The sequence below is a fragment of the Myxococcus sp. RHSTA-1-4 genome, assembly GCF_020037125.1.
Lineage (GTDB): Bacteria > Myxococcota > Myxococcia > Myxococcales > Myxococcaceae > Myxococcus.
Genome location: NZ_JAIQDG010000027.1, coordinates 53,070 through 76,712 on the forward strand (window position 1 = coordinate 53,070; position 23,643 = coordinate 76,712).

Annotated in this window: 17 protein-coding genes and 1 pseudogene; 9 read left to right on the forward strand and 9 right to left on the reverse strand. The window is 71.1% G+C overall.

Features of this window, described 5'->3' with window-relative positions; translation table 11 throughout:
- Positions 1-31 precede the first annotated feature (31 nt).
- Positions 32-334 (reverse strand): annotated as a pseudogene (locus tag K8638_RS30960) (IS3 family transposase); the annotation flags it as partial.
- A 108-nt stretch (positions 335-442) separates the two neighbouring features.
- On the opposite strand from K8638_RS30960, the gene K8638_RS30970 reads away from it, so the two are divergent.
- Positions 443-1,992 (forward strand): IS3 family transposase gene (locus tag K8638_RS30970; RefSeq protein ID WP_370644153.1). Its coding sequence is split into 2 segments (ribosomal slippage): positions 443-893 and positions 893-1,992, totalling 1,551 coding nucleotides; the frame shifts between segments, so codons are not numbered across the junction.
- Positions 1,993-2,214: 222 nt separating this feature from the next.
- Here K8638_RS30970 and K8638_RS30975 read toward each other — a convergent pair.
- Complete coding sequence (locus K8638_RS30975) at positions 2,215-2,667, reverse strand: GNAT family N-acetyltransferase (RefSeq protein WP_223758275.1); 453 nt, start codon at positions 2,665-2,667, stop codon at positions 2,215-2,217.
- A 593-nt stretch (positions 2,668-3,260) separates the two neighbouring features.
- Here K8638_RS30975 and K8638_RS30980 point away from each other — a divergent pair.
- Entirely contained in the window at positions 3,261-4,757 is a 1,497-nt protein-coding gene (locus tag K8638_RS30980) for an FAD-dependent monooxygenase (RefSeq protein ID WP_223758276.1), read from the forward strand.
- Positions 4,758-5,322: 565 nt separating this feature from the next.
- Here the strand turns inward: K8638_RS30980 and K8638_RS30985 are convergent.
- On the reverse strand, positions 5,323-6,099 hold the full coding sequence (locus K8638_RS30985; RefSeq protein WP_370644148.1) for an SDR family oxidoreductase: 777 nt from the start codon (positions 6,097-6,099) through the stop codon (positions 5,323-5,325).
- A gap of 197 nt (positions 6,100-6,296) precedes the next feature.
- Between K8638_RS30985 and K8638_RS30990 the strand changes: the two genes are divergently transcribed.
- Positions 6,297-7,526, forward strand: a complete 1,230-nt coding sequence (locus K8638_RS30990; RefSeq protein ID WP_223758278.1) for a metallophosphoesterase — start codon at positions 6,297-6,299, stop codon at positions 7,524-7,526.
- Between the two features lie 12 nt (positions 7,527-7,538).
- Here K8638_RS30990 and K8638_RS30995 read toward each other — a convergent pair whose 3' ends face one another.
- Positions 7,539-9,095, reverse strand: a complete 1,557-nt coding sequence (locus K8638_RS30995) for an alkaline phosphatase (RefSeq protein WP_223758279.1) — start codon at positions 9,093-9,095, stop codon at positions 7,539-7,541.
- Between the two features lie 255 nt (positions 9,096-9,350).
- Here K8638_RS30995 and K8638_RS31000 point away from each other — a divergent pair, with 255 nt between their 5' ends.
- The 3 genes from K8638_RS31000 to fghA all read left to right on the forward strand — a co-directional run bounded on the left by K8638_RS31000 (position 9,351) and on the right by fghA (position 12,298).
- Positions 9,351-10,148 carry a tetratricopeptide repeat protein gene (locus tag K8638_RS31000; protein ID WP_223758280.1) on the forward strand — a complete coding sequence of 266 codons (798 nt, stop codon included), beginning with the start codon at positions 9,351-9,353 and terminating at the stop codon, positions 10,146-10,148.
- Between the two features lie 189 nt (positions 10,149-10,337).
- Entirely contained in the window at positions 10,338-11,450 is a 1,113-nt protein-coding gene (locus K8638_RS31005) for an S-(hydroxymethyl)glutathione dehydrogenase/class III alcohol dehydrogenase (protein ID WP_223758281.1), read from the forward strand.
- A complete protein-coding gene (gene fghA, locus K8638_RS31010) occupies positions 11,447-12,298 on the forward strand; it encodes an S-formylglutathione hydrolase (RefSeq protein WP_223758282.1) in 852 nt (283 codons plus the stop codon). The genes K8638_RS31005 and fghA overlap by 4 nt, the downstream gene beginning before the upstream one ends.
- A gap of 68 nt (positions 12,299-12,366) precedes the next feature.
- On the opposite strand, the gene K8638_RS31015 is transcribed toward fghA, so the two are convergent.
- The 3 genes from K8638_RS31015 to K8638_RS31025 all read right to left on the reverse strand — a co-directional run bounded on the left by K8638_RS31015 (position 12,367) and on the right by K8638_RS31025 (position 17,880).
- Positions 12,367-12,585 (reverse strand): DUF3185 family protein, encoded by a 219-nt coding sequence (locus tag K8638_RS31015; RefSeq protein ID WP_223758283.1) that lies wholly within the window; start codon positions 12,583-12,585, stop codon positions 12,367-12,369.
- A 285-nt stretch (positions 12,586-12,870) separates the two neighbouring features.
- The gene (gene rnr, locus K8638_RS31020) at positions 12,871-16,419 is read right to left on the reverse strand and encodes a ribonuclease R (protein ID WP_223758284.1); all 3,549 of its coding nucleotides are present in this window, start codon (positions 16,417-16,419) and stop codon (positions 12,871-12,873) included.
- 108 nt (positions 16,420-16,527) lie between these two features.
- Positions 16,528-17,880: a protease inhibitor I42 family protein gene (locus tag K8638_RS31025; RefSeq protein ID WP_223758285.1), complete on the reverse strand. Its 1,353-nt coding sequence runs from the start codon at positions 17,878-17,880 to the stop codon at positions 16,528-16,530.
- A gap of 197 nt (positions 17,881-18,077) precedes the next feature.
- Here K8638_RS31025 and glp point away from each other — a divergent pair, with 197 nt between their 5' ends.
- The 3 genes from glp (at position 18,078) to K8638_RS31040 (ending at position 20,990) form a co-directional block, all read left to right on the forward strand.
- Entirely contained in the window at positions 18,078-19,313 is a 1,236-nt protein-coding gene (glp, locus tag K8638_RS31030) for a gephyrin-like molybdotransferase Glp (protein WP_223758286.1), read from the forward strand.
- 119 nt (positions 19,314-19,432) lie between these two features.
- Complete coding sequence (gene ribA, locus K8638_RS31035) at positions 19,433-20,107, forward strand: GTP cyclohydrolase II (protein WP_223758287.1); 675 nt, start codon at positions 19,433-19,435, stop codon at positions 20,105-20,107.
- Positions 20,108-20,156: 49 nt separating this feature from the next.
- A complete protein-coding gene (locus K8638_RS31040; RefSeq protein WP_223758288.1) occupies positions 20,157-20,990 on the forward strand; it encodes an MBL fold metallo-hydrolase in 834 nt (277 codons plus the stop codon).
- On the opposite strand, the gene lipB is transcribed toward K8638_RS31040, so the two are convergent.
- A complete protein-coding gene (gene lipB / locus K8638_RS31045; protein WP_223758289.1) occupies positions 20,980-22,077 on the reverse strand; it encodes a lipoyl(octanoyl) transferase LipB in 1,098 nt (365 codons plus the stop codon). The genes K8638_RS31040 and lipB overlap by 11 nt on opposite strands.
- The gene (locus K8638_RS31050; RefSeq protein WP_223758290.1) at positions 22,074-23,594 is read right to left on the reverse strand and encodes a ClpX C4-type zinc finger protein; all 1,521 of its coding nucleotides are present in this window, start codon (positions 23,592-23,594) and stop codon (positions 22,074-22,076) included. The genes lipB and K8638_RS31050 overlap by 4 nt, the downstream gene beginning before the upstream one ends.
- Positions 23,595-23,643: the final 49 nt, after the last annotated feature.

Consider the following 23,643-nt stretch of genomic DNA (forward strand, 5'->3'; position numbering starts at 1 on the left):
TCAACGCGGATGAGACAGTGAGTTCGTGAGATTACTGCGCACTCTCCTGAGAAGTGGAGAGCCGCGCGGGGTCGTTTATCCAGACGATGTTCGGCAGCACCTGCGGCTTGGGTGCACCGCGCGGGAATCGCTCGGGGTGAGCAGCGTAGGCGGCGGCAAGCACGGCGGCCCGGGCCGCGAGGCGCTCGGCGGCCAGGCCGTGGTGCACGTCGTGGGGCGTGAGCAGGCTGAGGCTGCCGTGGTGGTGCTCCTCGTTGTACCAGCGGAAGAAGTCGCCGCAGAAACCGCGGGCATCCTGGAGGCAGCCGAAAGTCTGGGGGAAGTCCGGCCGGTACCCCCTGTGCCAGCGTAGTTGTCGCCCGGACCGCGAGGCCGGCAGAAGCACCCAGGGGGCGTGAAGGGCAGAGAGGACGTGCCGTACACGGAGCAGTTCAAGGAGCAGATGGTGCGCCGGATGATGGGGCCGGAGGCGCTGAGCGCGACGGCCCTGGGCAAGCAGGTGGGAGTGCCGCAGTCGACGCTGTCGAAGTGGCTGAAGAGGGCTACGTTGGGAGCGATGACGAGCGAGTCTGAGCAGCAGCCGGAGGCGGCGAAGGTGGCGAGGAAGTGGACGGGGCCGGAGAAGCTGCGGGTGCTGGCGGCGGCCGAAGGGCTGAGCGGCGAGGCGCTGGGCGCGCTGCTGCGGCGTGAGGGGCTGCACGAGGCGCAGCTGACGGCCTGGCGGGGCGCGGCCACCGGGGCGCTGGCGGAGGCGCCGGCGGCCGGGGGCATGACGGCCGGAGAGCGGCGGCGGCTGGCGGCGGCGGAGAAGCGGGTGCGGGAGCTGGAGAAGGAGCTGCGGCGCAAGGAGAAGGCGCTGGCGGAGACAGCGGCACTGCTGGTGCTCGAAAAACTTCAGGAGCTGGGCTGGGACGAGAGGGAGCGCGACGAGGACGACGCGTCGCTCGAGCGGAGCGAGAAGTGACGCTGGCCCTGGTGGACGGGGCGCTGGCAAAGGGCGTGCGGCTGGAGACGGTATGCCAGCGGCTGGGCGTCAGCCCCCGCACGGTGCAGCGCTGGAGGAAGCCCCAGACGGCCCAAGACAGGCGGTGCGGCCCACGCCAGGCCCCTGCCAACAAGCTGTCGCCCGCCGAGCGGCGCCAGGTGCTGGCGCTGGCCAACAGCGAGGAGTTCCGGGACATGTCGCCCAAGCAGATTGTCCCTTGCCTGGCCGACCGGGGCGAGTACGTGGCCAGCGAGTCGAGCTTCTACCGGGTGCTGCGCGAAGAAGAGCAGCTGGCGCACCGGGGACGAGCCAGGGCGCCCACGCCTCGTCCGCCTCCCCAACTGGTGGCGAACGCTCCCGGCCAGGTGTGGAGCTGGGACATCACCTACCTCAAGGGCCCGGTACGTGGCGCCTTCCTCTACCTCTACCTGGTGGTGGACGTGTACAGCCGCCGCATCATGGGCTGGCAGGTGCACGAGGAGGAGTCGTCCGACAACGCCTCCGCGCTGCTGCGTCGGGCGACGCTGGAAGCCGGCAGCCCCGCGGGCCTGCGGCTGCACTCGGACAACGGCGGCCCCATGAAAGGAGCCACCCTGCTGGCCACCCTCCAGTGGCTGGGCGTGGTGCCCTCCTTCAGCCGCCCGCGCGTCTCGGACGACGACCCCTTCTCCGAGGCTCTCTTCCGCACCCTGAAGTACAGGCCCAGCTTCCCCGACAGGCCCTTCGCCTCCCTCGATGAGGCGAAGGGCTGGGTGGCCTCCTTCGTCGCCTGGTACAACAGCCAGCACCGCCACAGCGCCCTGAGCTTCGTCACCCCGGACGAGCGTCACTTCGGCCGCGAACAGCAGGTGCTGGCCCAGCGCGCCGAGCTCTACCTGCGCGCTCGCCGCCGTCACCCCGAGCGCTGGCGCGGCAAGACGCGCGACTGGACTCCCGCCGGCCCCGTGCGCCTCGGCCCCTCCCCGCACCCCTCCCAGGCACTGCAGGAGTTGAAGCGCTCGGCTTAATCCTCTCACGCGACATCTACGTTGACACTCACCGGCCCGTCTTCGCGTCCACCACGTCCAGGCCATCACCGCTGAAGTCGATGAACAGCTTCTCTCCGGCCACATGCGTCTGGCGCATCGTCACGCTCAGCGTCGCGGCCCACCGCGCGTACTTCTCGCGGATGATGATGCTGCGGAACAGGTCCGCGGAGCGGCTCTCGCAAGGGACGTACCCGGCTTATCCTATTTCGGACCAAGCGTCATGAGTACCTCGGCAACTCCGTCCGCGTGCTGCGGGTTCTCCTGGGCCACCGTGCGGAAGCCACCCTTCTCGAGGACTCGGATCGACCCGACGTTGTGGACAGCGACCCACGCATGAAGCGGACGAGTCGGCTCGATCACGAGGAACTCCGAGAGCGCCCGTGTCGCGATGCCCTTGCCCCAGTGCTCGCGACCCAGCCAATAGGCGACGAGGCGCATGCCGTCCTGTTCCCAACTGCCGATGTACCCAGCGACCAGGCCGCCAACGACGATGGTCCGGGTCACGTTCTCGGGGCGGAGAACCTTCGTGCGCCAGTGGGTCAGGAAGGCATCGCGTTCCCGCAACGGGAATGCGGCCATGCGCAGCGCGACTGCGTCCCGTTGGTGCTCGAAGAAGATCGGGAGGTCTTCATCCGTTACGTTGCGCAGGATCACCAAGAGGTCTCCGCGAGCCGAGTGACGAGCCGATTCTAGCCCGTGTCCCATGCCGGGGCACATGGTGGCCACTCGTGCCGAGCGCTCTTCGTCCTCCGCCTCTCTCTTCCAGAGGGAAGACCGGGCGGGCAGCCTGTGGTCCGAGGAGGGACCCAATCCGCCCGTGCGGCTTCGATTCCCGCCGCCTCCACATGAGCCGCCTCACGCGTCGGCGGTTCCAAATGACGGTGAGCTCGCCGCCCATGGCCCCGCCCCACGCACCGCTCACGCCCTTCGCGAGGGGACGTCCTCGGAGTCGGCCGTGGCGCACTTCGCGGCGGGCACCGTGCCAGACACCCGGTAGAACCTCAGGCAGGACGGGACGTGGCTTGTGCGTTCCGGAGAAGCGGCCCGTGCCGCGACCCGATCTTGCTCAGCTGATTGGCATTGAGCTTTGGAGGAAGCGTTTCGCTTCGGGGGAGGCGCATGCGGGACGCGACATCTCCCCCTTGCTACATCCAGCTGTATGCCATGACCCGGGTATTGCCTCAAGCCCCCCTCTGTGAGGCACAGACGCCGGCCGCACGCGAAAAACAGCGGGCACGGAGGAACGAATGCACAACGAATCCGGACGCAGTGCGGCCACGAACAACCATGCAGTGCTGATCGCCGGAGGCGGCCCGACGGGCCTGATGCTGGCAGCCGAGCTGGCGTTGGCGGGGAGCGACGTCGCCGTCGTCGAGCGTCGCGTGGACCAGGAGCTCCCCGGGTCACGCGCTGGCGGCCTGCACGCCCGCACGATCGAGGTGCTCGATCAGCGGGGCGTCGCCGAGCGCTTCCTCTCGCAGGGGCAGATCATGCAGGTCGCGGGCTTCTCGTTCATCCCGCTCGACATCAGCGACTTCCCGACGCGCCACAACTACGGGCTCGCGCTCAGGCAGGCTCGCATCGAGCGCATCATGGCCGAGTGGGTCGCCGAGCTGCCGGTGACGTTCTATCGAGGGCGTGAGGTGACGGGGTTCGCGCAGGACGACACCGGCGTCGACGTCGAGCTGTCGGACGGCTCCTCGCTCCGGGCGACGTACCTCGTCGGGTGCGACGGAGGTCGGAGCCTGATTCGCAAGAAGGCCGGGATCGAGTTCCCCGGCTGGGACGCGTCGACCAGCTTCCTCATCGCCGAGGTCGAGATGACCGAGGAGCCCGTGTGGGGCATCCGCCGAGGAGAGAGGGGCGTCAACGCCATCGGCAAGCTCGACGACGGGAAGCGCGCCGGCGTCGTGCTGGTCGAGCCGCAGGTCGGCAACAAAATCGAGCCGACCCTGGATGATCTGCGCGCGGCGCTGATTGCGGCCTACGGGACCGACTTCGGTGTTCGCAATCCGACCTGGCTCTCCCGATTCTCCGACATGGCTCGGCAGGCGGCGTCCTACCGGGAGCGACGGGTGCTCCTCGCCGGCGACGCGGCGCACGTGCATGCCCCCACGGGCGGACAGGGACTCAACATCGGTGTGCAGGACGCCGTGAATCTCGGCTGGAAGCTCGCGCAGGTGGTGAAGGGCATCTCGCCGGAGCCCCTCCTCGACACCTACCACGCCGAGCGGCACCCCATCGGTGCCCGCGTGCTCCGCCTGACGATGGCTCAGATCGCGCTCGGCCGCGGCGACGATCGCACCGAGGCCCTGCGCGAGAACATGACCGAGCTGCTGAAGATGGAGCAGCCTCGCAAGCAGTACGCCGCGATGATGTCGGGCCTCGACGTCCACTACGACCTCGGTGCGGGGCACCCGCTGCTCGGGCGTCGCATGCCCGACCTCGAGCTGAGCACTGAGAGCGGTCCGAAACGCGTGTTCGCGCTGCTGCACGAGGCCCGACCGGTCTTCCTCAACCTCGGCGAGCCGGGCGCCTTCGACATCACTCCGTGGGCGGAGCGGGTCCGGAGGGTCGAGGCCCGATACACGGGCGCGTGGGAGCTCCCGGTGTTCGGTGCGGTCGCTGCGCCCACGGCCGTTCTGGTTCGGCCCGATGGCCATGTCGCGTGGGTGGGAGACGGCACGGATTCGGGGCTGCGTGACGCGCTCACCCAGTGGTTCGGACCGCCCACGCCGGCGTAGCGCTGCTCGTACCAACGCCGAGCCCCCCATGGGGCACACTGCTGCCCAGGCCGCCCTCCCATGAGGTGCGCGGCAGCAGCGGGTGGCCCCATGCCCCTGGAGACGGCCTGGCCCCATGTGGCTGGCGAAAGTGTCCGTCCCCTGGCCCCATGAGCCTGGAGACCGACACTCGCGGTGTCCGCTCCTTCATCCGCTCCTTCCTGGCCGCTGCCTCAAGCCCCGCGCGCACCTCCTCCGCACCTGCTTGAGGGACCAGAAATGGCCGCAGTTTGGCGCCTGGAGCGAAGACGCCGTGGAACCTCGTGAGGTTTGCCCGAGGCACCAGGCACGAGGGACGCCAGGCGACGCAGCAACTCCAACCCGGTGAAGAAGATCCTTCAGCGCTCCACGCGGCCTTCGAGGGTGATGACGCACTTCGCGAAGAAGGGGCCCTTCACCCCCCTCCTACACACGATTCGGGACTTGACCCTTCCCGGCGCGGTGCCCCGGAGTTGCCGGCTTCCTCCGTCTCTTCGACCCCCTCGGGCAGTGGGGCCCGGGGCGGGAGCAGGACCGATATGAGCATTCAGCGTCCGAAGCGGGCGGCCATCTCCTGCTCGAACGCTCCCACGTCGCGGTAGTAGCGCTCGACCTGGGCCTGGGTGGCCAGCTGGGTATAGGCCTCCGCACACGGATGCTCGATGACGTCGAGGATGGCCTTCGCGGCGTCCTCCACACCCTGGGCTCCGGACAGCGTGCGTGAGTCCGGGCCTCCGCCCAGCGCGTTGTCTCCGAAGCCCGTCGCAACCACGCCCGGCATCACCACGGTGACGGTGATGCCCGGATGCGTCTCCAGCAACTCCTGACGCAGGCAGGCGCTGAGCGCGTTGAGCGCGTGCTTCGCCGCGCTGTACGCCGAGCGGTGCGGAACGATGGGCAGCCGCCCCAGCGTGCTGGAGATGTTCACAATCTGCCCCGCGTTCCTCGACTGGAAGTGCGGCAGCACCACCTGCATCCCATAGAGCGCGCTGTTCACGTTGTCGCGCCACATGGCTTCGAGGTCCTCGTCCGTCAGCTCCGCCACGGACCGGGTGATGCCGCGGCCCGCGTTGTTCACCCAGACGTCGATGCGGCCGAAGCGCGCCAGCGCCGCGTCACGCAACCGCTCCATGTCCGCCCGCCGCGTTGCATCCGTGACGACGGCGATGGCCTCACGCCCTGCCTGGGCCGTAGCGGCCTCCAGCTCAGGCTGCCTGCGCGCGGCCAGCACCAGCTTCGCACCCTTCCCTCCCGCCTGGCGCGCCAGCTCCGCGCCGATACCCCCACTCGCTCCCGTGATGACGATGACCTTGTCCATGACCATTCCTTGATGCCACGTCCGTGCCGCTGGCCGGAATGTAGCCGCACGAGCCGGCATGCCACGGGACGAAGACCGTCCGCGAACATGCGGACGGAATCACTGTCCATTACTCCCCCCCCCGGTGCTTGCGGCTCGGAGGCCCGTTCACATCGTCTCGCCGTGGTACCCTCCTCTCACGCCTCATCCGTGGGACCCGCCCAATGTCGTTCCGGCTCTTCTCCTTCTCGATGCTCATCGGGCTCGGCGCCGTGCTCGGCCACCTGTACCTGTACCGGCGGCTGGTGCGGCACCTGCTGCATGGCCGCCTGCCGAGGCTCCTGGCCCTGACCGTGTTCGTCCTGCTGACGCTCGTGCTGGGCTTCCGGCGCACGCTGCTGGACGCACTGCCGGAGCGGCTCGGGGGCTCCGTCACCGTGGCGACGTACACGTGGATGGGCGTGGCGCTGTGCATGGTCATCGCGCTGCTCGTGCTGGACGCGGGCCGGGGGCTCGCCTCTCTCATGCGCCGGGTCCTGCCCTACAGACCTGCCGGGCCAGTGCCTGCCTCCCAGGTCGCCTCCCCTGCCCTGGCGCCTGTCCCTTCACCGGCCATCGACGAGGGTCGGCGCCGCTTCCTCGCGCGCACCATGGCGGGCGGAGCCTTCGTCGCGGGCGGAGGGCTGGCCACGTATGGAAGCTGGCGGGCCTTCGCGCCGCCCCAGGTCACCGAGCTGGCGGTGAAGATTCCGAAGCTCCCCAAGGCGCTGGATGGGCTCAGCATCGTCCAGCTCACGGACATCCACGTGGGCCACTTCATCCAGCGGCGCTTCATGGACGAGCTGGTCCGGCAGGCCAACGCGCTCCGCCCGGACCTCTTCGCCATCACCGGAGACCTGGTGGACGGCGACGTCCCCTCGCTGGGCGGGGCCGTCGCCGCGCTCCGTGACTTGAAGTCGCGCTACGGCAGCTTCTTCGTCACCGGCAACCACGACTACTACTCCGGCGACGAGGAGTGGACGGAGTTCCTCCAGTCGCTCGACATCCAGGTGCTGCGAAACCGCCATGTGCGCATCGGCGACGCGGGCGGTTCGCTGGACCTCGTGGGCGTGGACGATTGGAGCGGTGGCAGGAGGCGGAACAAGCAGGGCTATGACCTGGAACGGGCGCTCATGGGGAGAGACCCAGACCGGGCGGCGGTGCTGCTCGCGCACCAGCCCGCCAACTTCAAGGCCGCGGCGGAGCGCGGCATGGACCTGCAGATCTCCGGGCACACGCACGGCGGGCAGCTCGTGCCGATGACGCTCTTCATCGGCCTGGCCTGGGAGCACGCCGCGGGGCTCTACCGGCATGAGGACTCCCACATCTACGTCAGCCGCGGCTGCGGCTTCTGGGGGCCGCCCATGCGCGTGGGCAGCCCGCCGGAAATCGTCAAGCTCGTGCTGACTGCGTGACGCCCGCGTCCCTCAGGCCTCGGGCTCCAGCTCCACCTGGTGGAGCGCCGCTCCGGTCAGGTCATGCAGGGCCACGGTGAGCGCCCCGCTCTTTCCGCGGATGCGCACGCTGCCGAAGTACTGCTGCCCTTCCCAGGGCGCCGCGTTCATCACCGTGGCCGGGCGCTGCCAGTGCACCTTGGGACCGAAGGTGTCATCCAGCGGGCTGGGGCCGAAGGTGCCCGCGTGCAGCGGCCCCGCGACGAACTCCCAGAACGGGTCGAAGTCGCGGAAGCGCGCGCGGTCCGGGTGGTAGTGGTGCACGGCCGGGTAGTGCACGTCCGCCGTGAGGAAGAGCACGTTGCGCACCCGCCGGGCCTTGAGGAAGGACAGCAGCTCGGCCAGCTCCAGCTCGCGGCCCAGGGGCGCTCCGGCGCCGTTGGCCCAGGCCTCCATGTGGGGGCCGTCCGCGTGCGAGCCATCCGCGACGACGAGCCCCAGGGGCATGCTGGTGGCAATCACCTTCCACGTCGCGGTGGACGCGGCCAGGGCCGCCTTCAACCCGTCGAGCTGCGCGCGCCCCAGGAAGGCCGTGTCGGGGCCGGGGCGCTCCTGCCGGTTGGGGGTGTTGGGTCCCCGGAAGGCGCGCACGTCGGGGATGAACACGTCCAGGTGCTGGCCGTAGGAGAGCTGCCGGTGGATGCGCCCCTCGGCGCGCGCCGCGCCGCCCACGGGTGTGTACTCGAAGAAGGCCTGCCGCGCCCGCGCCGCCAGCACGCCCGCGTCCGACACCTGCGTGTAGCGCGGGTCATCCGCGAGGCTGCGCCCCGGGTACCAGTTGTTGCGGACCTCGTGGTCGTCCCACTGGTACGCGATGGGCACCTCGCGGGCGAAGGCACGCAGGTGCTCGTCCAGGAAGTTGTAGGCGAAGTTGCCGCGCATCTCCTCCAGCGTCTCGGCCACCTTCGACTTCGCGGGGGTGACGCGGTTGCGCCACACGCGGCCGTCCGGCAGGGGGACCTCGGACACCAGCGGGTTGTCCGCGTAGATGACGTCTCCCACGTGCAGGAAGAAGTCCGGGCGCAGGGCGCGCATGGCCGCGAAGCCCCGGTAGCCACCCCACTCCGGGTTGATGCCCCAGCCCTGCCCGCACACGTCCGCGCTCCACGTGAAGTGGACGTCCGTCCCCCCGCCCGCCGCCGTGCGGAAGCGCCCCTCCCACGACTCGCCCGCGCGGCCACCGTCCTCCGCGAGCACCCGCACGTGGACCTCCCGCCCGGGCGGCAGCCCCGTGAGGTCCACCACGCCGGTGAAGTTGGAGGCCTCCGTCAGCGCCGGGCCCTCCACGCGCTGCACGCCCTTCACCCACCGGGGGTCCTCGCTCCACTCCACCACCAGGCGCGAGGCCCGGTCCGCCTTGCCCCACACCGTCACGGCGCCGGCCCTCAGGTCTCCGAGCTGCGCTCCCAGCGGGAGCCCGGGCCCGGGACGCGGCGCGGGCGTGCGGCGGGTCGTCGTGGCCGGGGCGGCGCAGCCGGCGGCTGCGAGCATGAGCCCCTGGATGACGGTGCGGCGGGGAAGGACGGGCATGGCGTGGGCCTCCATTCGCGGGGAGCGCAAGTTAGCAGTGACACGGTGGGTGGGCGTGCCGAACACACCGGGGGCGCGGACGGGCCGGGAGACCGGGGCGGCAGGCGTCCGTGGCGAGCGGCGGCAGCCAGGCGACTTCGGGTATGCTCCCGGCACCATCAGGACCCGTGAGGGAGGGTCCGCTGGATGCTCTCACTGGCAGTTCAAGACCGGGCCGGGGTCGACGCCCCCGGGCCCCGCGCGAAAGGTTCACACATGAAGCGACTGGGAAGGGTCGGTCTGGTGCTCGGAGTTCTCGCCCTGGGTGGCACCGTCGGCTGTAAGGACGAGAAGCAGGAGGCCGCCAAGGCCCACCGCATCAAGGGCAGCGACCACATGAGCAAGAAGGAGTGGAAGGAGGCGGCCGCCGCGTACGCCCTTTCGCTCGAGGCCGACCCCAAGCAGGAGAAGGTCTGGGAGAAGAAGGCCTTCGCTCACATGCAGATCGGCGAGATGGACGAGGCCTCCAAGTCCGTCATGAAGATCATGGAGATGAAGACCACGCCGGCGGAGAAGGCGGAGCTCTACCGGACGCTGGCCAGCATGTACATGAACAGCAGCACCGAGGAGGCCGAGAAGTACTTCAACGAGGCGCTGAAGCTCGAGCCGAAGGACGAGGCGTCCCTGGGCTGGATTGCCGAGATCTACGCGCAGCGCGGCGGCGCGCGCTCCATGTCGGCCCCCATCGTCAAGGCCGACCTGGAGAAGTCGCTCAGCTATTACGACCAGGTGCTGGCCATCAACGTCAACTCCGCCAACACGTACCTCAACAAGCGCGTGGTGATGGGCCGCCTCATGGAGTACGAGCGGCAGCAGAAGGAGATGGCGCTGGCGGAGGCCGCGGAGAACGCCAAGGACAAGACCATCGTCGACGAGGCCAACGCCCGCGCCGAGGAGCACCAGAAGCGCATCGACGAGTACCAGGCGCAGTTCGCCGAGATGACCAAGAAGTTCAGCGAGGCGCAGAAGGCCGCCAAGGCCGGCGCCGGCGCGCAGGCGACGAACAAGCCGTAGGCGTCACGCCACTCGCAGCACGCAAGGGCCTGGGACCGCGAGCCGGTGCCGGGCCCTTCGCGTTTCCGGTGTCCCTCACCTACCTCCAGGTGAGTGTCCACTCATCGAGGCTCGCGGAATTCTTCCTGCCCTCCCCACCGCGCGCGGCCTACTCTTCGCGCTTCAACAACCTCGCAGGGAGATGGGTGTATGGACATCCGAGCAGCGGTGGCGGTCGCGGCGGGCAAGCCCTTGAGCATCGAGACGGTGCACCTCGAAGGTCCGAAGGCGGGCGAGGTGCTCGTCGAGCTGAAGGCCACCGGCATCTGCCACACGGATGAGTTCACGCTGTCGGGGGCGGACCCGGAAGGACTGTTCCCCGCCATCCTCGGCCACGAGGGCGCGGGCATCATCGTGGACGTGGGCCCCGGCGTGACGTCGGTGAAGAAGGGAGACCACGTCATCCCGCTGTACACGCCCGAGTGCCGCCAGTGTAAGTCCTGCCTGTCTCGCAAGACGAACCTGTGTACGGCCATCCGCGCCACGCAGGGCAAGGGGCTGATGCCGGACGGCACCAGCCGCTTCCGCCTGGGCAAGGAGCGGGTCCACCACTACATGGGCACGTCCACCTTCGCGCAGTACACGGTGCTGCCGGAGATCGCCGTGGCGAAGATTCGCGAGGACGCCCCGTTCGACAAGGTCTGCTACATCGGCTGCGGCGTGACGACGGGCATCGGCGCCGTGGTCTACACCGCGAAGGTGGAGCCGGGAGCCAAGGTGGTGGTGTTCGGCCTGGGCGGCATCGGGTTGAACGTGGTGCAGGCGGCTCGCATGGTGGGCGCGGACCAGATTGTCGGCGTGGACATCAACCCCGCGCGCAAGGCCATGGCGGAGAAGTTCGGCCTCACCCACTTCGTCAACCCGAAGGAGGTGGAGGGCGACCTGGTGCCGTACCTCGTCAACCTGACGGGCGGCGGCGCGGACTACAGCTTCGAGTGCATCGGCAACGTGAAGACGATGCGGCAGGCGCTGGAGTGCTGCCACCGGGGCTGGGGCGAGAGCATCATCATCGGCGTGGCCGGCGCGGGGCAGGAGATCAGCACCCGGCCGTTCCAGCTCGTCACCGGGCGCGTGTGGAAGGGCAGCGCCTTCGGCGGCGCGCGCGGCCGCACGGACGTGCCGAAGATCGTCGACTGGTACATGGAGGGGAAGATCAACGTCGACGACCTCATCACCCACACCCTGGCGCTGGAGGACATCAACAAGGGCTTCGACCTGATGCACCGGGGCGAGTCCATCCGCAGCGTGGTGAAGTACTCATGACGGCCGCCCCCACCCTGCTGAGCGAGCACCGCTGCTTCGGCGGCACCGTGGGCTTCTACCGCCACGCCTCCGAGGCGTGCGGCGGCGACATGCGCTTCGGCGTCTACGTCCCGCCGCAGGCCCGCGAGCGGAAGGTGCCCGTGCTGTACTACCTCGCCGGCCTCACGTGCACGGAGGACACCTTCCTCATCAAGGGCGGCGCGCAGCGCATGGCCGCGGAGCTGGGGCTGATGCTGGTGGCTCCGGACACCAGCCCTCGCGGCGCGGGCTTCCCCGGCGAGGACGCGTCCTGGGACTTCGGCGTGGGCGCGGGCTTCTACCTGGATGCCACGGTGGCACCGTGGTCCTCGCGCTACCGCATGGGCACGTACGTCACGAAGGAACTGCCGGCGCTCATCGCCGCGCACTTCCCCGCCCGGGCGGACCGCGAGGGCATCTTCGGGCACTCCATGGGCGGGCATGGCGCGCTGGTGTGCGCGCTGCGGCAGCCCGGGCGCTACCGCTCCGTCTCCGCCTTCGCGCCCATCGCCGCGCCCATGCGCGTGCCGTGGGGACAGAAGGCGTTCCGGGGCTACCTGGGCGAGGACACGGAGGCGTGGCGCCAGTACGACACCACCGAGTTGCTGCGCGCCTCGAAGACGCGCCTGCCTCCGCTGCTGGTGGACCAGGGGACGGGTGACAAGTTCCTCCAGGAGCAGCTCAAGCCGGAGTTGCTGCGGGAAGCCTGCGAGGCGGTGGGCCAGCCGCTCGAGCTGCGCATCCACGAGGGGTACGACCACGGCTACTACTTCGTCTCCACCTTCATGGAGGACCACCTGCGCCACCATGCGGCGGCGCTGAACGCATAGGCGGGTTGGCCTCAGGTCCGATGAGGATACGCGGAGCGCGGCCGAGGTGCCGCGCTGCTCGTCTTCGGCTACCGGCGCCGGCGGCCACCTCCGAAGAGCGCCAGCAGCACGCCGCCCGCGAGCGCCGCGGCTCCGCCCGCGACGTACATCGTGTTCTCCTCGGTGTGGCGGCCGGTGACGACCTGCATGGCACGCTCCGAGAGGGACTCCCTCGCGCGCAGCCCCGTCCACAACACGATGCCTCCCGCGACGGCGAGCATCACTCCCACGAGCCGGACGACTCCCACGTTGCCTCCTTGCGGTTCGCGGAGAGCATACCCGCTCCGCGCCATGGCGCGGGGGGGACCGTTGGACTGACGGCGCCTCGGCGGCTGGAGCGGAAAACCCGGCACCGCCGCGCCTTGCCAGCGCGGAACGTTCCATTCCGGCGCGGCCGGATGGCGGTGGGCAAGGGGCACCTTTCGCGGTGGCCGGAATGGAGGCTCCGTTCCGGCATGGCCCAGGGTGGCGGGCGCGGGGCACCCATCCCTCTCCACCTGAAAGAGGAAGCGGGTGCCCCGTGGCTGCGGGACTCAGCGCTTCCGGCCCGTCGACGTCCTGGTCCGCGTCCCGGCCCCGGGGGCGCGGGACTTCGGGGGCTTCCTGGCACTGGCCTTCGTCGTCTTCCTGGCCTTGGCCTTCGTCGCCTTCGCCTTCGCCTTCGCGACCTTGGCCTTGCCCGTCTTCTTCGCGGCCCTGGCCGTGGCCTTCTTGCGCGGAGCCGCGCTCTTCTTTTTCGCCGCGGCCTTCCGCTTCGCCGCCTTGCGCGTGGCCCTCCGCGACGGCCCAGGCCCGCCCTCCTCGCGTATGGCGGGGGCCGGCTCGGCCGCGGTGCTCACCTGCTCGGGCACGGTGGGCATAGCCTCGGCGGCAACGTGAGGCACTCGCTCCTGTGGCCTCGGCTCCGGCGTGACGGCCACGGGCTCCGGCACCGCACGCTCCGCGGGAATCTCGGGCCTCGCCTCGGGTGCGAAAGCCCGCGCCTCGGGAGCCTCGGGCTTCTGCTCGGACGGAGCGAATGCCCGCTCCTCGGCGGGCTCAGGCCTCGGCCGGGGCGCGGGGAACCTGGGGCCCTCGGGCCGGCTCGGCCCGGACCTCGGAGGATGGGCGGCGCCACGGACTTCCGCCCTGCCCCGCTTGCCCTGCGCGGCCAGCGCCCGGATGCGGTCGAACCCGGGATGGGGAGACCGGGCGGCCTCTCCGCCCTCGGCCGGCCCGCCCGCGGCCTCCCACGGCGCCGGAGCGCGTGTCACCGGCTCCGGCACCTGGACTGCCGGCTGGCGCTCCTCGCGCTCCGCCGCGGGGAACGGCGGCGGCTCGGGCCGCACGAACATCCGGCGCTTCGGGCCCTTGCCCGCGCCCTGGACCGGACCGGGCCTTCGCAGCTCCTCCTGCCACGGGCGCTGGAACCGGGTGCCGGCCCGGGCCGGAGCCGCTTCCTCGCGCCGGCCGTCGCGAACGAAGCGCCCACGCGGGGCCTCCCGCACGAACTCCCTCGGACCACCCGCCGCGGCGGCCTCGCGCTCGCGGCGTCCGGGACGTCCCGCCCGCTCACGGCCAGGCCCACGAGGCGCCTCCGCCTCCCAGGCCCGGCGGCGGTGTGGCGCGCCCATCTCGGCGCGGGACAGCGGCGCCTCGCCGTCGAACTGGAGCGCCTCGAAGTCCATCTTCCGCGCCGTGACGTTCACCGACGCCAGCCGCACGCGCAGCCTCTGTCCCACGCGCACGCGGCGCCCGTTCGCGTACACCAGCGCGTGCGTCAGCTTGTCCAGCTTCCCGCCCGGGCCGAGCGTCTCCGCCTTCACCAGCCCTTCCACGTGCTCCTCGTCCAGCTCGACGAAGAAGCCGAAGTCGGTGATGGCCGCCACCGTCGCGGCGAACTCCTCGCCCACGCGGTCCTTCATCAGCAGGCACGCGTAGAAGGACACCACCTCGCGCTCCACCTGCATGGCCGCGCGCTCGCGCTCGGAGCTCTGCATGGCCATGTCCTCGAGCTGCGCCTCCTCGCGCTCCAGCATCGCTTCCGAGGGTTTCTTCCCGTGCCGCGCCCAGTGCGCCTTCAGCAGCCGGTGCACCAGCAGGTCCGGGTAGCGGCGAATCGGCGAGGTGAAGTGCAGGTAGTGCTCCGCCGCCAGGCCGTAGTGCCCCACGCGCGACGCCGTGTAGACGGCCTGCATCATCGAGCGCAGCAGGAGCTGGTTCAGCGCCCGCTGCTCCGGGTGGCCGGAGAGCTGGGAGATGAACGCATCCAGCTCCTTCGACGGCACGCCGTCCTCGAAGCGCAGCTTGAAGCCATACGCCTCCGCCAGCGCGGCGAAGGTGGCCAGCTTCTCCGGGTCCGGCTCTCCGTGGAACCGGTACACCGTGGGCAGGCCCTCGTCCTGGAAGAAGCGGGCCACCGCCTCGTTGGCGGCGAGCATGCACTCTTCAATCAGCCGGTGGCTGTCCTTGCGCTCGTGCTTCTCCATGCGCTCGGGCAGGCCGTCCTTGCCCAGCACCACCTTGTGCTCGGGCAGGTCGAAGTCGATGGCGCCGCGGTCCTTGCGCATCTTCATCAGCGCGCGCGCCAGCGCCATCAGTTGCTCGAAGTGCGCCTTGAAGGCGTTGCGGTGCGGCACGTCCTTGCCGTCCAGGACGTCCTGCACCTCGTTGTACGTGCACCGCGCGGCGCTGCGCATCACCGCCGGGTACAGCGCGTACGAGCGCCGCTGGCCGTGGCGGTCGAACGTCATGTCCGCCACCATGCACAGCCGGTCCTCTTCCGGCCGCAGCGAGCAGATGCCGTTGCTCAGCCGCTCCGGGAGCATGGGCAGCACCCGGTTCGGCAGGTACACGGACGTGGCCCGCCGCAGCGCCTCGGTGTCGAGCGCGCTGCCCCGGCGCACGTAATGGGACACGTCGGCGATGGCCACCACCAGCCGCCACCCGTCCCCCTGGGACTCCGCGTAGACGGCGTCGTCGAAGTCGCGTGCGTCCTCGCCGTCGATGGTGATGAGCGGCATGGAGCGCAGGTCGCGCCGCCCTTCGCCGCGCGCCTCCTCCTCCGTCACCGTCACCGCGTAGCGGTCCGCCTCGTCCATGGCCTCCGGAGGGAACTCGTCGGAGAAGCCCTGGGAGAACGCGGTGCCCAGCACCTCGGCGCTCGGCTCACCGGGCTTGCCGAGCGAGCCGGCCACCTCGCCGAACAGCCCCCGGTCCGGGTCCAGCAGGTGGGCGCCCACGCCCAGCCGCACCTTCACCAGGTCGCCTTCCTGCGCCATCTGGGTGAAGGGCACGCGGATGGGGCCCGGCAGGCTCGTGTCCGTGGGGTACACCAGCGCGTGGCGGCCCTGCTCCACGTAGGTGCCCACCGCCAATTCGCGCCGGCGGTCCACCACCCGCACCAGCCGGCCCTCGTAGCGTCCGGGCCGCCCGGATACCTCCACCACCACCCGGTCATTGTCGAGCGCCCGCTGCGCCTCGCCCGGGGGCAGGAAGATGTTCTCCCCCTCGCCCGCCAGCGGGTGCACGAAGCCGTAGCCATCTCGGTGCACGTGGAGGGTGCCTTCCACCGTGTTCAGCGCGTCGCCCGCGAAGCCGCCACCGCGGCGCCCGAAGCGCTCCTCCGTGCCGCCCCGGCGGAAGTGGCCGCCACCGAACGCCTCCTGGCCACGCGAACCCCGGCGCTCACGCCCGTGGCGCTCCGCACCGGGCCCGGAGTCCCGCTCCGGGCTCCGGGCCCGGGAGCCCTGCCCCTCGGGAACCCGGGGGCCCCGGCTCCACTCGTGCTCCCGGCCCTGGGGGCCTCGGGACGGGCGCCGCCACTCGGTCCGGGCCGCCTCGGGAGCCCGCTGCTTCCAGGGGCTCACCGGCCGGCCGGCCGCTTCTCCGCCCCCAAGGCGGGAGGGCGTGGGGGCCTCCATGGGAAGGAAGCGCTTGCCCTCCTTCACCACATGGCCCTGGCGCACCAGGTCCCTCAGGGCGCGCTTGAGCTCCGTCTGCTGTCCCGGGTGCAGGCCCGCGAGCCGAAGGAGTTCCTTGATGCCCAGCGGGTGGTCCGCGTCTGCGAGAATCTGTCTGAGTTGGTCTGGAGAGAGGCTCACGGGTGGGGTCGCGGCTCGGCCGCTACGGGAACGGGTAAGCCCGGAGCGCCCGGACGGGAACCCCCCGGCGACCGGCCGCTTCCCGGAGCCTGCTCCGGGCGGCGACCCTCAGGGCTTGACCGTGACGTTGATCTTGAAGGAGCGGTCCACCTGGCTGGGCGAGAAGGCCTTGGCCAGGAAGAACTCCACCTCGAAAGTGCCCGGGTTCCTGGGCGTGAAGAAGAACTCGCGGGTGGCCGGCCCACCGTTGGGTCCGGGCTCGAAGTTGGCCTCGCGCAGGCCCACGCGCTTGGCCACCGTGGGCTCGATGGCCCAGGTGAAGCCGGGCTGCTCCGGCAGCCGCACGGTGAGCCCATGGTTGAGCTTCACGTCCACGGACGTGGGCACCTCGCCCTCGATGTGGACCAGCTCCATCTCGTCGCGGGACACGGCGCGGGCCTCGGACGGACGCGGCTCCACGTTCTCCGCGGCAATCCTTCCGCCCCAGCCGGACGTCTTGTCCACCACGCCCATCACCTGGAGCGTGTGGCCCACGTGCTTGCGCAGGGCCTTGCCGGCGGCCTTGCCCTCGACGATGAACGAGACCTGCTGGCGGGTGCCCCCGTTGGACACCACCAGGACGTACTCCTCGCCCGTCATCTCCAGGTTGCCCCGGATGCCGGCGAAGCCCTTGATGCCCGCGCCCATGCCGGCCGCCGTCACCATGGAGACCTCGCCGGGTGACAGGTAGCGCAGCCGGGGCTCCGTGTCCGCGGGCGGAGCCTCCACCACCTCGGCCTCCGGCTTCTTCGCCGAGTACTTGCGCACGTCCACCACGCCGCCGTGGTTGGTCGTCTTGCGGATCAGCCCGCTGACGGAGACCTTGTGGTCCACGTAGGCCGGGAGGATCTCCTGATCAGGCCCCTGGAGGAGGAAGGTCAGCTCGCGCTTGTCGCGGCCGACGACCACCAGGTGCGGCAGATCGTTGGTCACCACCAGCCGGCCCTTGAGGCTGCCCTCGCCCATGACGCCGCGGCCCTCGCCGGCGGTGAGCAGCTGCTCCATCTCGCGCTTGGTGAGCGGCTCACCCGGGGGCGGCAGCTTGGTGGCGCGCGGGCGGGGCTTGTCCACGGCGGGGGGCGTGTAGCCGGTGCCCGCCTTCGCCGCGCCCTTGGCGGCCGGGGCCGTCTTGGCGGTGGCGGCGGGCTTCGCGGCCGGGGCACCCTTCTTCGCCGCGGGCGCCTTCGCGGGCGCCTTTTCGGCGGCGGCCTTCTCCGGAGCGGCCTTCTTCGCCGCGCCCTTGGTGCCGCCCTTCGTCACTTCCGCCGCCGCCTTCACCAGCTTCGTCGCCACTTTCGCCACCCGCTTTGAGGCGTTCTTGATCAGATCCAGCCGGGCGGTGTTGTCCTTCTTCGCAGCGGGCTTTGCGCCAGCCTTGCCAGCGGGAGTCGTCTTCTTGGCCCCGGACTTGGGCTTGGCCATCGACGCAGTCTCCTTGAGAGTTCCCGTGTCCTTTCAACGGGTTGGCGGGCCGCCCCGAGGGGGCAGGCAAGCCTCGCGATCACGGTTGCTTGTAACGATGATCAGCAGGGCTGTCAAACTAACACTTGATTTTCCCACGGAGTTTCTCCGCGTACCGGACCCGAGCCGAGCGCCCGGCATGTGGCTATAAGCCGGGCATGAACGACGCCGCCGCCCCATTGTTGTCCGTCGAGGAGGCCCGCGCGCGGGTGCTGTCCCTGGCCTCCCCGCTGCCCTCCGAGTGGGTCCCCCTGGAGGCCGCCCTGGGCCGCGCCCTGGCCGACGACGTGACGGCTCAGCGCACCCTGCCTCCCTGGGACAACTCGGCCATGGACGGGTACGCGGTGCGCAGCGCGGACCTGGCGGCGCCCCCGCCGGTGCGGCTGGCGGTGGTGGAGACCGTCTATGCCGGCGCGGCGCCGAAGCGGGAGGTGGGGCCCGGGACGTGCGCGCGGATCATGACGGGAGCCCCCCTGCCGGCCGGGGCGGACGCGGTGGTGATGCGCGAGCGCACGCGGCCGGTACCCGACGGCGGCGTGGACCGGGTGGACATCCTGGAGCCGGTGGGGCCGGGGAACTTCGTCCGCCCTCGGGGCGAGGACGCTCGGGAGGGCCAGGTGCTGCTGCCGCGGGGCACGCCGCTGGGTATTCCCGAATTGGGGCTGCTCTGGGCCCAGGGACTGGCGTCCGTGGCGGTGCCCCGGGCGCCCCGGGTGGCCCTCCTCTCCACCGGCGACGAGTTGTGCCGCGCGGACGAGGCGCCCCAGGGCCGCATCGTCGACACCAACGCCCCGTCGCTCGCGCTGGCGGTGCGGCGCGCGGGCGGGGTCCCCACCCTGCTGGGCATTGCCCGGGACACCCGCGATTCGGTGGAGGCGGCCCTGTCCCGGGTGGACGGCTTCGACGTGGTGCTCACCAGCGCGGGTGTATCCGTGGGCGAGCGGGACTACGTGAAGGAGGTGCTGGCGGCCCTGGGCGTGGAGCAGCACTTCTGGCGCGTGGCCATCAAGCCCGGCAAGCCGCTGCTGGTGGGCCGGCGAGCAGGCACCCTCTTCTTCGGGCTGCCCGGCAACCCCACCTCGTCGCTCGTCACCTTCGAGCTGTTCGTCCGCCCCGCCCTCCGCCGGCTGCTGGGCCTCGCCGACGTGGAGCCCGGCCGGGTGCCCGGGCGCCTGGACGGCCGCCTGTCCAAGCCCGCCGGCCTGGCCCACTTCGTCCGCGTCACGGCCGCCTGGAGGGAGGGCGGCCTCTGGGCACGGCCCCTCTCCACCCAGACGTCGGGTGTTCTGAGGTCTGCTGCGGCGGCCACCCACCTGCTGCACTTTCCCAGGGAGGCCAACAGCCTGGCTCATGGGGACCCCGTGGAATTGCTTCCGCTCTCCTGGGTGGCCTGAGGAACGGACGACCGGTCACTGCATCCAATGGACCGAGCGCGCGGAAAAGCTCTGAGGCTGCCTTGACTTGCGACCGTGGGGACTCCTAACAGGGGGCCCTGCACCGGAGACAACTCGACATGTCGGATACTCGCTCACCCCAGGTCCTTCCGACCCGAAAGCACACGCAGCACCTGGAGCGGTTCTCGGAGGCGGACGTGCCCACCGCGCGTGGGACGCTGCGGACCATCGTCTTCCGGGACAAGCGCAACGGCCGGGAGCACGTGGCACTCGTCGTTGGCGACGTGAAGGGCATGGAGGGGGTGCCGGTGCGCATCCACTCGGAGTGCCTGACGAGCGAGGTCTTCGGCAGCCTGAAGTGCGACTGCCGCCAGCAGCTGGACCGGGCACTGGATTTCATCACCCAGGGTGGATTGGGGGTCGTCCTGTACCTGCGCCAGGAAGGCCGGGGCATCGGGCTGGGGAACAAGATCAAGGCCTACGCCCTGCAGGCCAAGGGGCTGGATACCTACGAGGCCAACAGGCAACTGGGCTTCGCGGACGACCTGCGCACCTACGACATCGCGGCGGAGATGCTGCGGAACCTCGATGTGCGCTCGGTGGACCTCATCACCAACAACCCGCTGAAGATCGCGGGCATGGTGGAAGAGGGCATCCCCGTCCGGCGCCGAATCCCTTCCCGGACGGAGCACAATCCGCATAACGTCGACTACCTGAGGACAAAGCGTGAGCGTACGGGGCACCTGATTGAGCTCTTCGCCGAGGACGACGACACGGAAGCCAAAGCCGGCTGAGAAGCCGCCCGCGCGGCGGAGGAATGCCGTCGCGCGCAATCAGGCCCGCGTGCCCTTCGAGGTGCGCTTCTGGGGCGTGCGCGGCTCCATCCCCTCGCCCGGCCCGCGGACGAAGCGCTACGGCGGAAACACGCCGTGCGTGGAGCTGCGCTGCGGAGACGAGCTGCTCATCTTCGACATGGGCTCGGGAGTGCGGGCGCTGGGTGACGCGCTGCTGGCCGCGGCGAAGCCGGTGCGCGCCTCCATCTTCATCTCGCACTACCACTACGACCACCTGCAGGGGCTGCCCTTCTTCGGCCCCATCTTCGTGCCCACCAACGCCTTCACGTTGCACGGCTCGCCGCGCAACGGCCAGACGCTGAAGCAGATTCTCGGCGGGCAGATGGTGCAGCCCTACCATCCGGTGACGGCGGAGGGGGTGTTCCGGGCGCAGCTCACGTACCGGGATTTGTCGGCGACGGAGACGCTCGAGGTGGGCCCGGCGAAGGTGAGCATGCTGGAGCTGAACCACCCGGGCGGCAACCTGGGCTACCGCGTGGACTGCGGGGGCCGCTCGGTGGTGTACGCCACGGACGTGGAGCACGGCAGCGCGTTGGACTCGGGGTTCTTCGAGTTCGCGCGCGGGGCGGACCTGCTCATCTACGACTCCATGTACACGGAGGACGAGTACCACGGCCGCTGCGGGCCGGCCCGCACGGGCTGGGGTCACTCCACGTGGCAGGCCGCGGTGCACGCGGCGGACGCGGCCGAGGTGAAGACGCTGGTGCTCTTCCACCATGACCCGTCGCGCGACGACGCCGGCATGGACAAGCTGCTGCGTCAGGTGCGCAAGCACCGCCCCGAGGCCATCGCCGCCAAGGAGTCCATGGTCATCAAGCTGTAGCCGCGGCGCCCTTCCCGGCCACCGCGCGCTTCACCGTCTCGCGCAGGCCGCGGAAGGGCAGCCGCTCCAGGGCCGTGGGCACGTCCACCCACTCGAAGGCGTCGTGCTCGGGGCCCAGGCGCACCTGGGCGTCCGGGGCGCAGTGGACGGCGAAGGCGTGCTCCTCCACCAGCTTCGGCGGCAGCGCCTCGCCCAGGGCGAAGGCATGGCGGTAGTCCAGGTCCACCGGCGTCACGCGCAGCCCCGTCTCCTCCTCCAGCTCGCGAGCGGCGGCCCGGGCGGGGGACTCGCCGGGCTCCACGCGGCCGGTGAGGACCTGCCAGAAGCCCCCGCGCTCCGGGGTGCGGCGCACGAGCAGCACGCGGGCCTCCGGGCCGTGGCCGCGCACCACCGCGACACTCACCGTCTTCATGGGCTCGGGCGCGTCCACGCGCTGGCTGTCGAAGACGGCGCAGAAGCTGTCGGCGATGGCCTCCTCCACCTCCGCCATGGGGATGGGGTGGCCCAGCTCGCGCTGCATGGAGGTGACGCCGGCCTCGCGGATGCCGCAGGGGACGATGAGCTGGAAGTGCTCCAGGCGCGTGTTCACGTTGAGCGCGAAGCCGTGCGTGGTGAGCCAGCGGGAGAGGTGCACGCCAATGGCGGCGATCTTCCGCGCGTCCGGTGAGCCCTCCTCGCCAATCCACACACCGGGCCACTTGGGGATGGGGCCGGCGGTGATGCCCCACCGGGCGAGCACCTGCATGACGGAGCGCTCCACGTCGCGCACGTAGCGGCGCACGTCGTGGCGCTCCGGCGGGAGCAGGAAGATGGGGTAGCCCACGAGCTGGCCGGGGCCGTGGTAGGTGACGTCGCCGCCGCGGTTGGTCTCGAAGACCTCCGCGCCCTCGGTGGCGAGGCGCTCGTCGCTGGCGACGATGTTCTCGCGCTTCGCGGCGCGGCCCAGCGTGAGGACGGGCGGGTGCTCCAGCAGCAACAGCACGTCGCCGGACAGCCCCTGGCGGCGCGACTCACTGAAGAGGCGCATCAGCTCGAGGCCGTCGTCGTACTCGACCCGGCCGAGCCGGTAGACGGTGATGGTGTTCACGAAGTCCCCTTCCGCCGGCCCTTGCGAGGCGAGGCCGGCTTCGCCGCGTTCTCCAGGCCCCACGTCCCCGCGGGCACCCGGCTGAGGAGGGCATGCAGTTCATGGCCGGCGCGCGGCGAGCGCACGGCCTCCGCCGCGAAGGCGGCGAGCACGTCCTCGGAGAGAGGGACCGCCGGCTCGCGCAGGGCCAGCCGCCGCCGGGCGATCTCCATGTAATCGGCCTGGGTGGGCGCGTGCAGCGGAAGCAGCACCTGCACGTGCTCCAGCAAGCTCACGGGCACGGCGCCGCGTACGGACTGGGTCAGCACGGCCGTGGTGGGGACCGGAACGCGGCTGGAGTCGTTGCGCAGCACGGGGCCCCGGGTGTCCGGGCAGAGGCCTCGCGCGCTGAGGAGCACCAGGTGGCGCGGGTGGCGGGCCAGGAAGGCGGCGAGCGTCGCCTGGGCCGCGGCGTCCAGGCGGTCCACGTCCTCGACGAGGAGCGGCCGAGGCGGAGGGGCCTGCTCCAGCGCGGAGATGGAGATGAGCACGCCCCGTTCCTGCCGCTGGAGCTGCTGGAACCAGACGCTCTTGCCACAGCCCTCGGGGCCCACGGCGAGCAGACACCGCGCGCCGGCCTGGAGTGCCCCGTCGAGCAGCCCGCGGGCCTCCGCCTGGCCCACCAGTTCCATGAAGGCACCGGAGGGCTCCATGGGGCGCGGGCGCGCGGGAGGCGACGCGGGCGAGACGTCGCCCAGCAGCGAGAGCGACTCGGACAGGCAGCCCTTGCAGATGAAGGCTCCGGCGGGGCCGGCGACGAGGTCGCCCACCTCGGCACGGGGGCGGCAGCAGAAGGAGCACCAGGCGTCCAGCGCCGCGTCCGCGCGTGTCGGCCCCCGGTCGATGAGGCGCTTCTCTCGCCGGCGCCGGGGTGGGGTGTCCGGGCTGCCGTCCTCCGCGAGGGCACTCCCCTGCCCCTCCGCCGCGAAATCAGGCGCGGCCACCGAGGCCGCCGCCGGAGGAATGCCGGCCCCACCCGCTCGGGCCACCTCGGAGACATCCACCGACGCGGCGACGCGCGCGAGCTGAACCTCCAGCCGCTGCAGGTCCTCCGCCACCTCGGTCTCGATGACCCACGTCTTGACCTCGCCCTGTCCCTCCAGGGAGTCCACGGCCATGCCGGCCTCGCGCAGGGCGTCCTCGATGAGCCGCTGTCTGAGGACCCGCTCCGGCAGGGGCTCCGCTTCCAGCGAGCGCTCCAGCTCCGATGCCAGCCGGGAGTCCTCGTCGTCCTCCTGCCGTGGGCGGGCGAGCAGGGTCTCCGGCATCCACTCCAGCCGGTTCACCTCCTCGGCGATGTCCACACGGCTGCCGTCCAGCTTGCGAGCGTGACGCAGGAGCTGCAGCGCACGGGGCGCGTTGCCGGCCTTCCGGTAGGCTTCCGCCGCCTTCTGGAGGTACTCCACCGCGCGCGCGACGTCCCCCTGAATCTCGGCGGACTGGGCGGCGCGGAGCAGGTCGCGAGGGTTGTCGGCCATACGCGGAGAGCCTAATCGTCCCGGGGCACCGGCGCGCGGCTCCCCAGGG

Bases quoted from the DNA above. Each gene is read 5' to 3' on its own strand.
- glp (WP_223758286.1), top strand. From the start codon at position 18,078: ATGAACGACGCCGCCGCCCCATTGTTGTCCGTCGAGGAGGCCCGCGCG.
- ribA (WP_223758287.1), top strand. From the start codon at position 19,433: ATGTCGGATACTCGCTCACCCCAGGTCCTTCCGACCCGAAAGCACACG.
- K8638_RS30990 (WP_223758278.1), top strand. From the start codon at position 6,297: ATGTCGTTCCGGCTCTTCTCCTTCTCGATGCTCATCGGGCTCGGCGCC.
- K8638_RS31005 (WP_223758281.1), top strand. From the start codon at position 10,338: ATGGACATCCGAGCAGCGGTGGCGGTCGCGGCGGGCAAGCCCTTGAGC.
- fghA (WP_223758282.1), top strand. From the start codon at position 11,447: ATGACGGCCGCCCCCACCCTGCTGAGCGAGCACCGCTGCTTCGGCGGC.
- K8638_RS31050 (WP_223758290.1), bottom strand. From the start codon at position 23,594: ATGGCCGACAACCCTCGCGACCTGCTCCGCGCCGCCCAGTCCGCCGAG.
- K8638_RS30985 (WP_370644148.1), bottom strand. From the start codon at position 6,099: ATGGTCATGGACAAGGTCATCGTCATCACGGGAGCGAGTGGGGGTATC.
- K8638_RS30995 (WP_223758279.1), bottom strand. From the start codon at position 9,095: ATGCCCGTCCTTCCCCGCCGCACCGTCATCCAGGGGCTCATGCTCGCA.
- K8638_RS30980 (WP_223758276.1), top strand. From the start codon at position 3,261: ATGCACAACGAATCCGGACGCAGTGCGGCCACGAACAACCATGCAGTG.
- K8638_RS31000 (WP_223758280.1), top strand. From the start codon at position 9,351: ATGAAGCGACTGGGAAGGGTCGGTCTGGTGCTCGGAGTTCTCGCCCTG.
- K8638_RS31025 (WP_223758285.1), bottom strand. From the start codon at position 17,880: ATGGCCAAGCCCAAGTCCGGGGCCAAGAAGACGACTCCCGCTGGCAAG.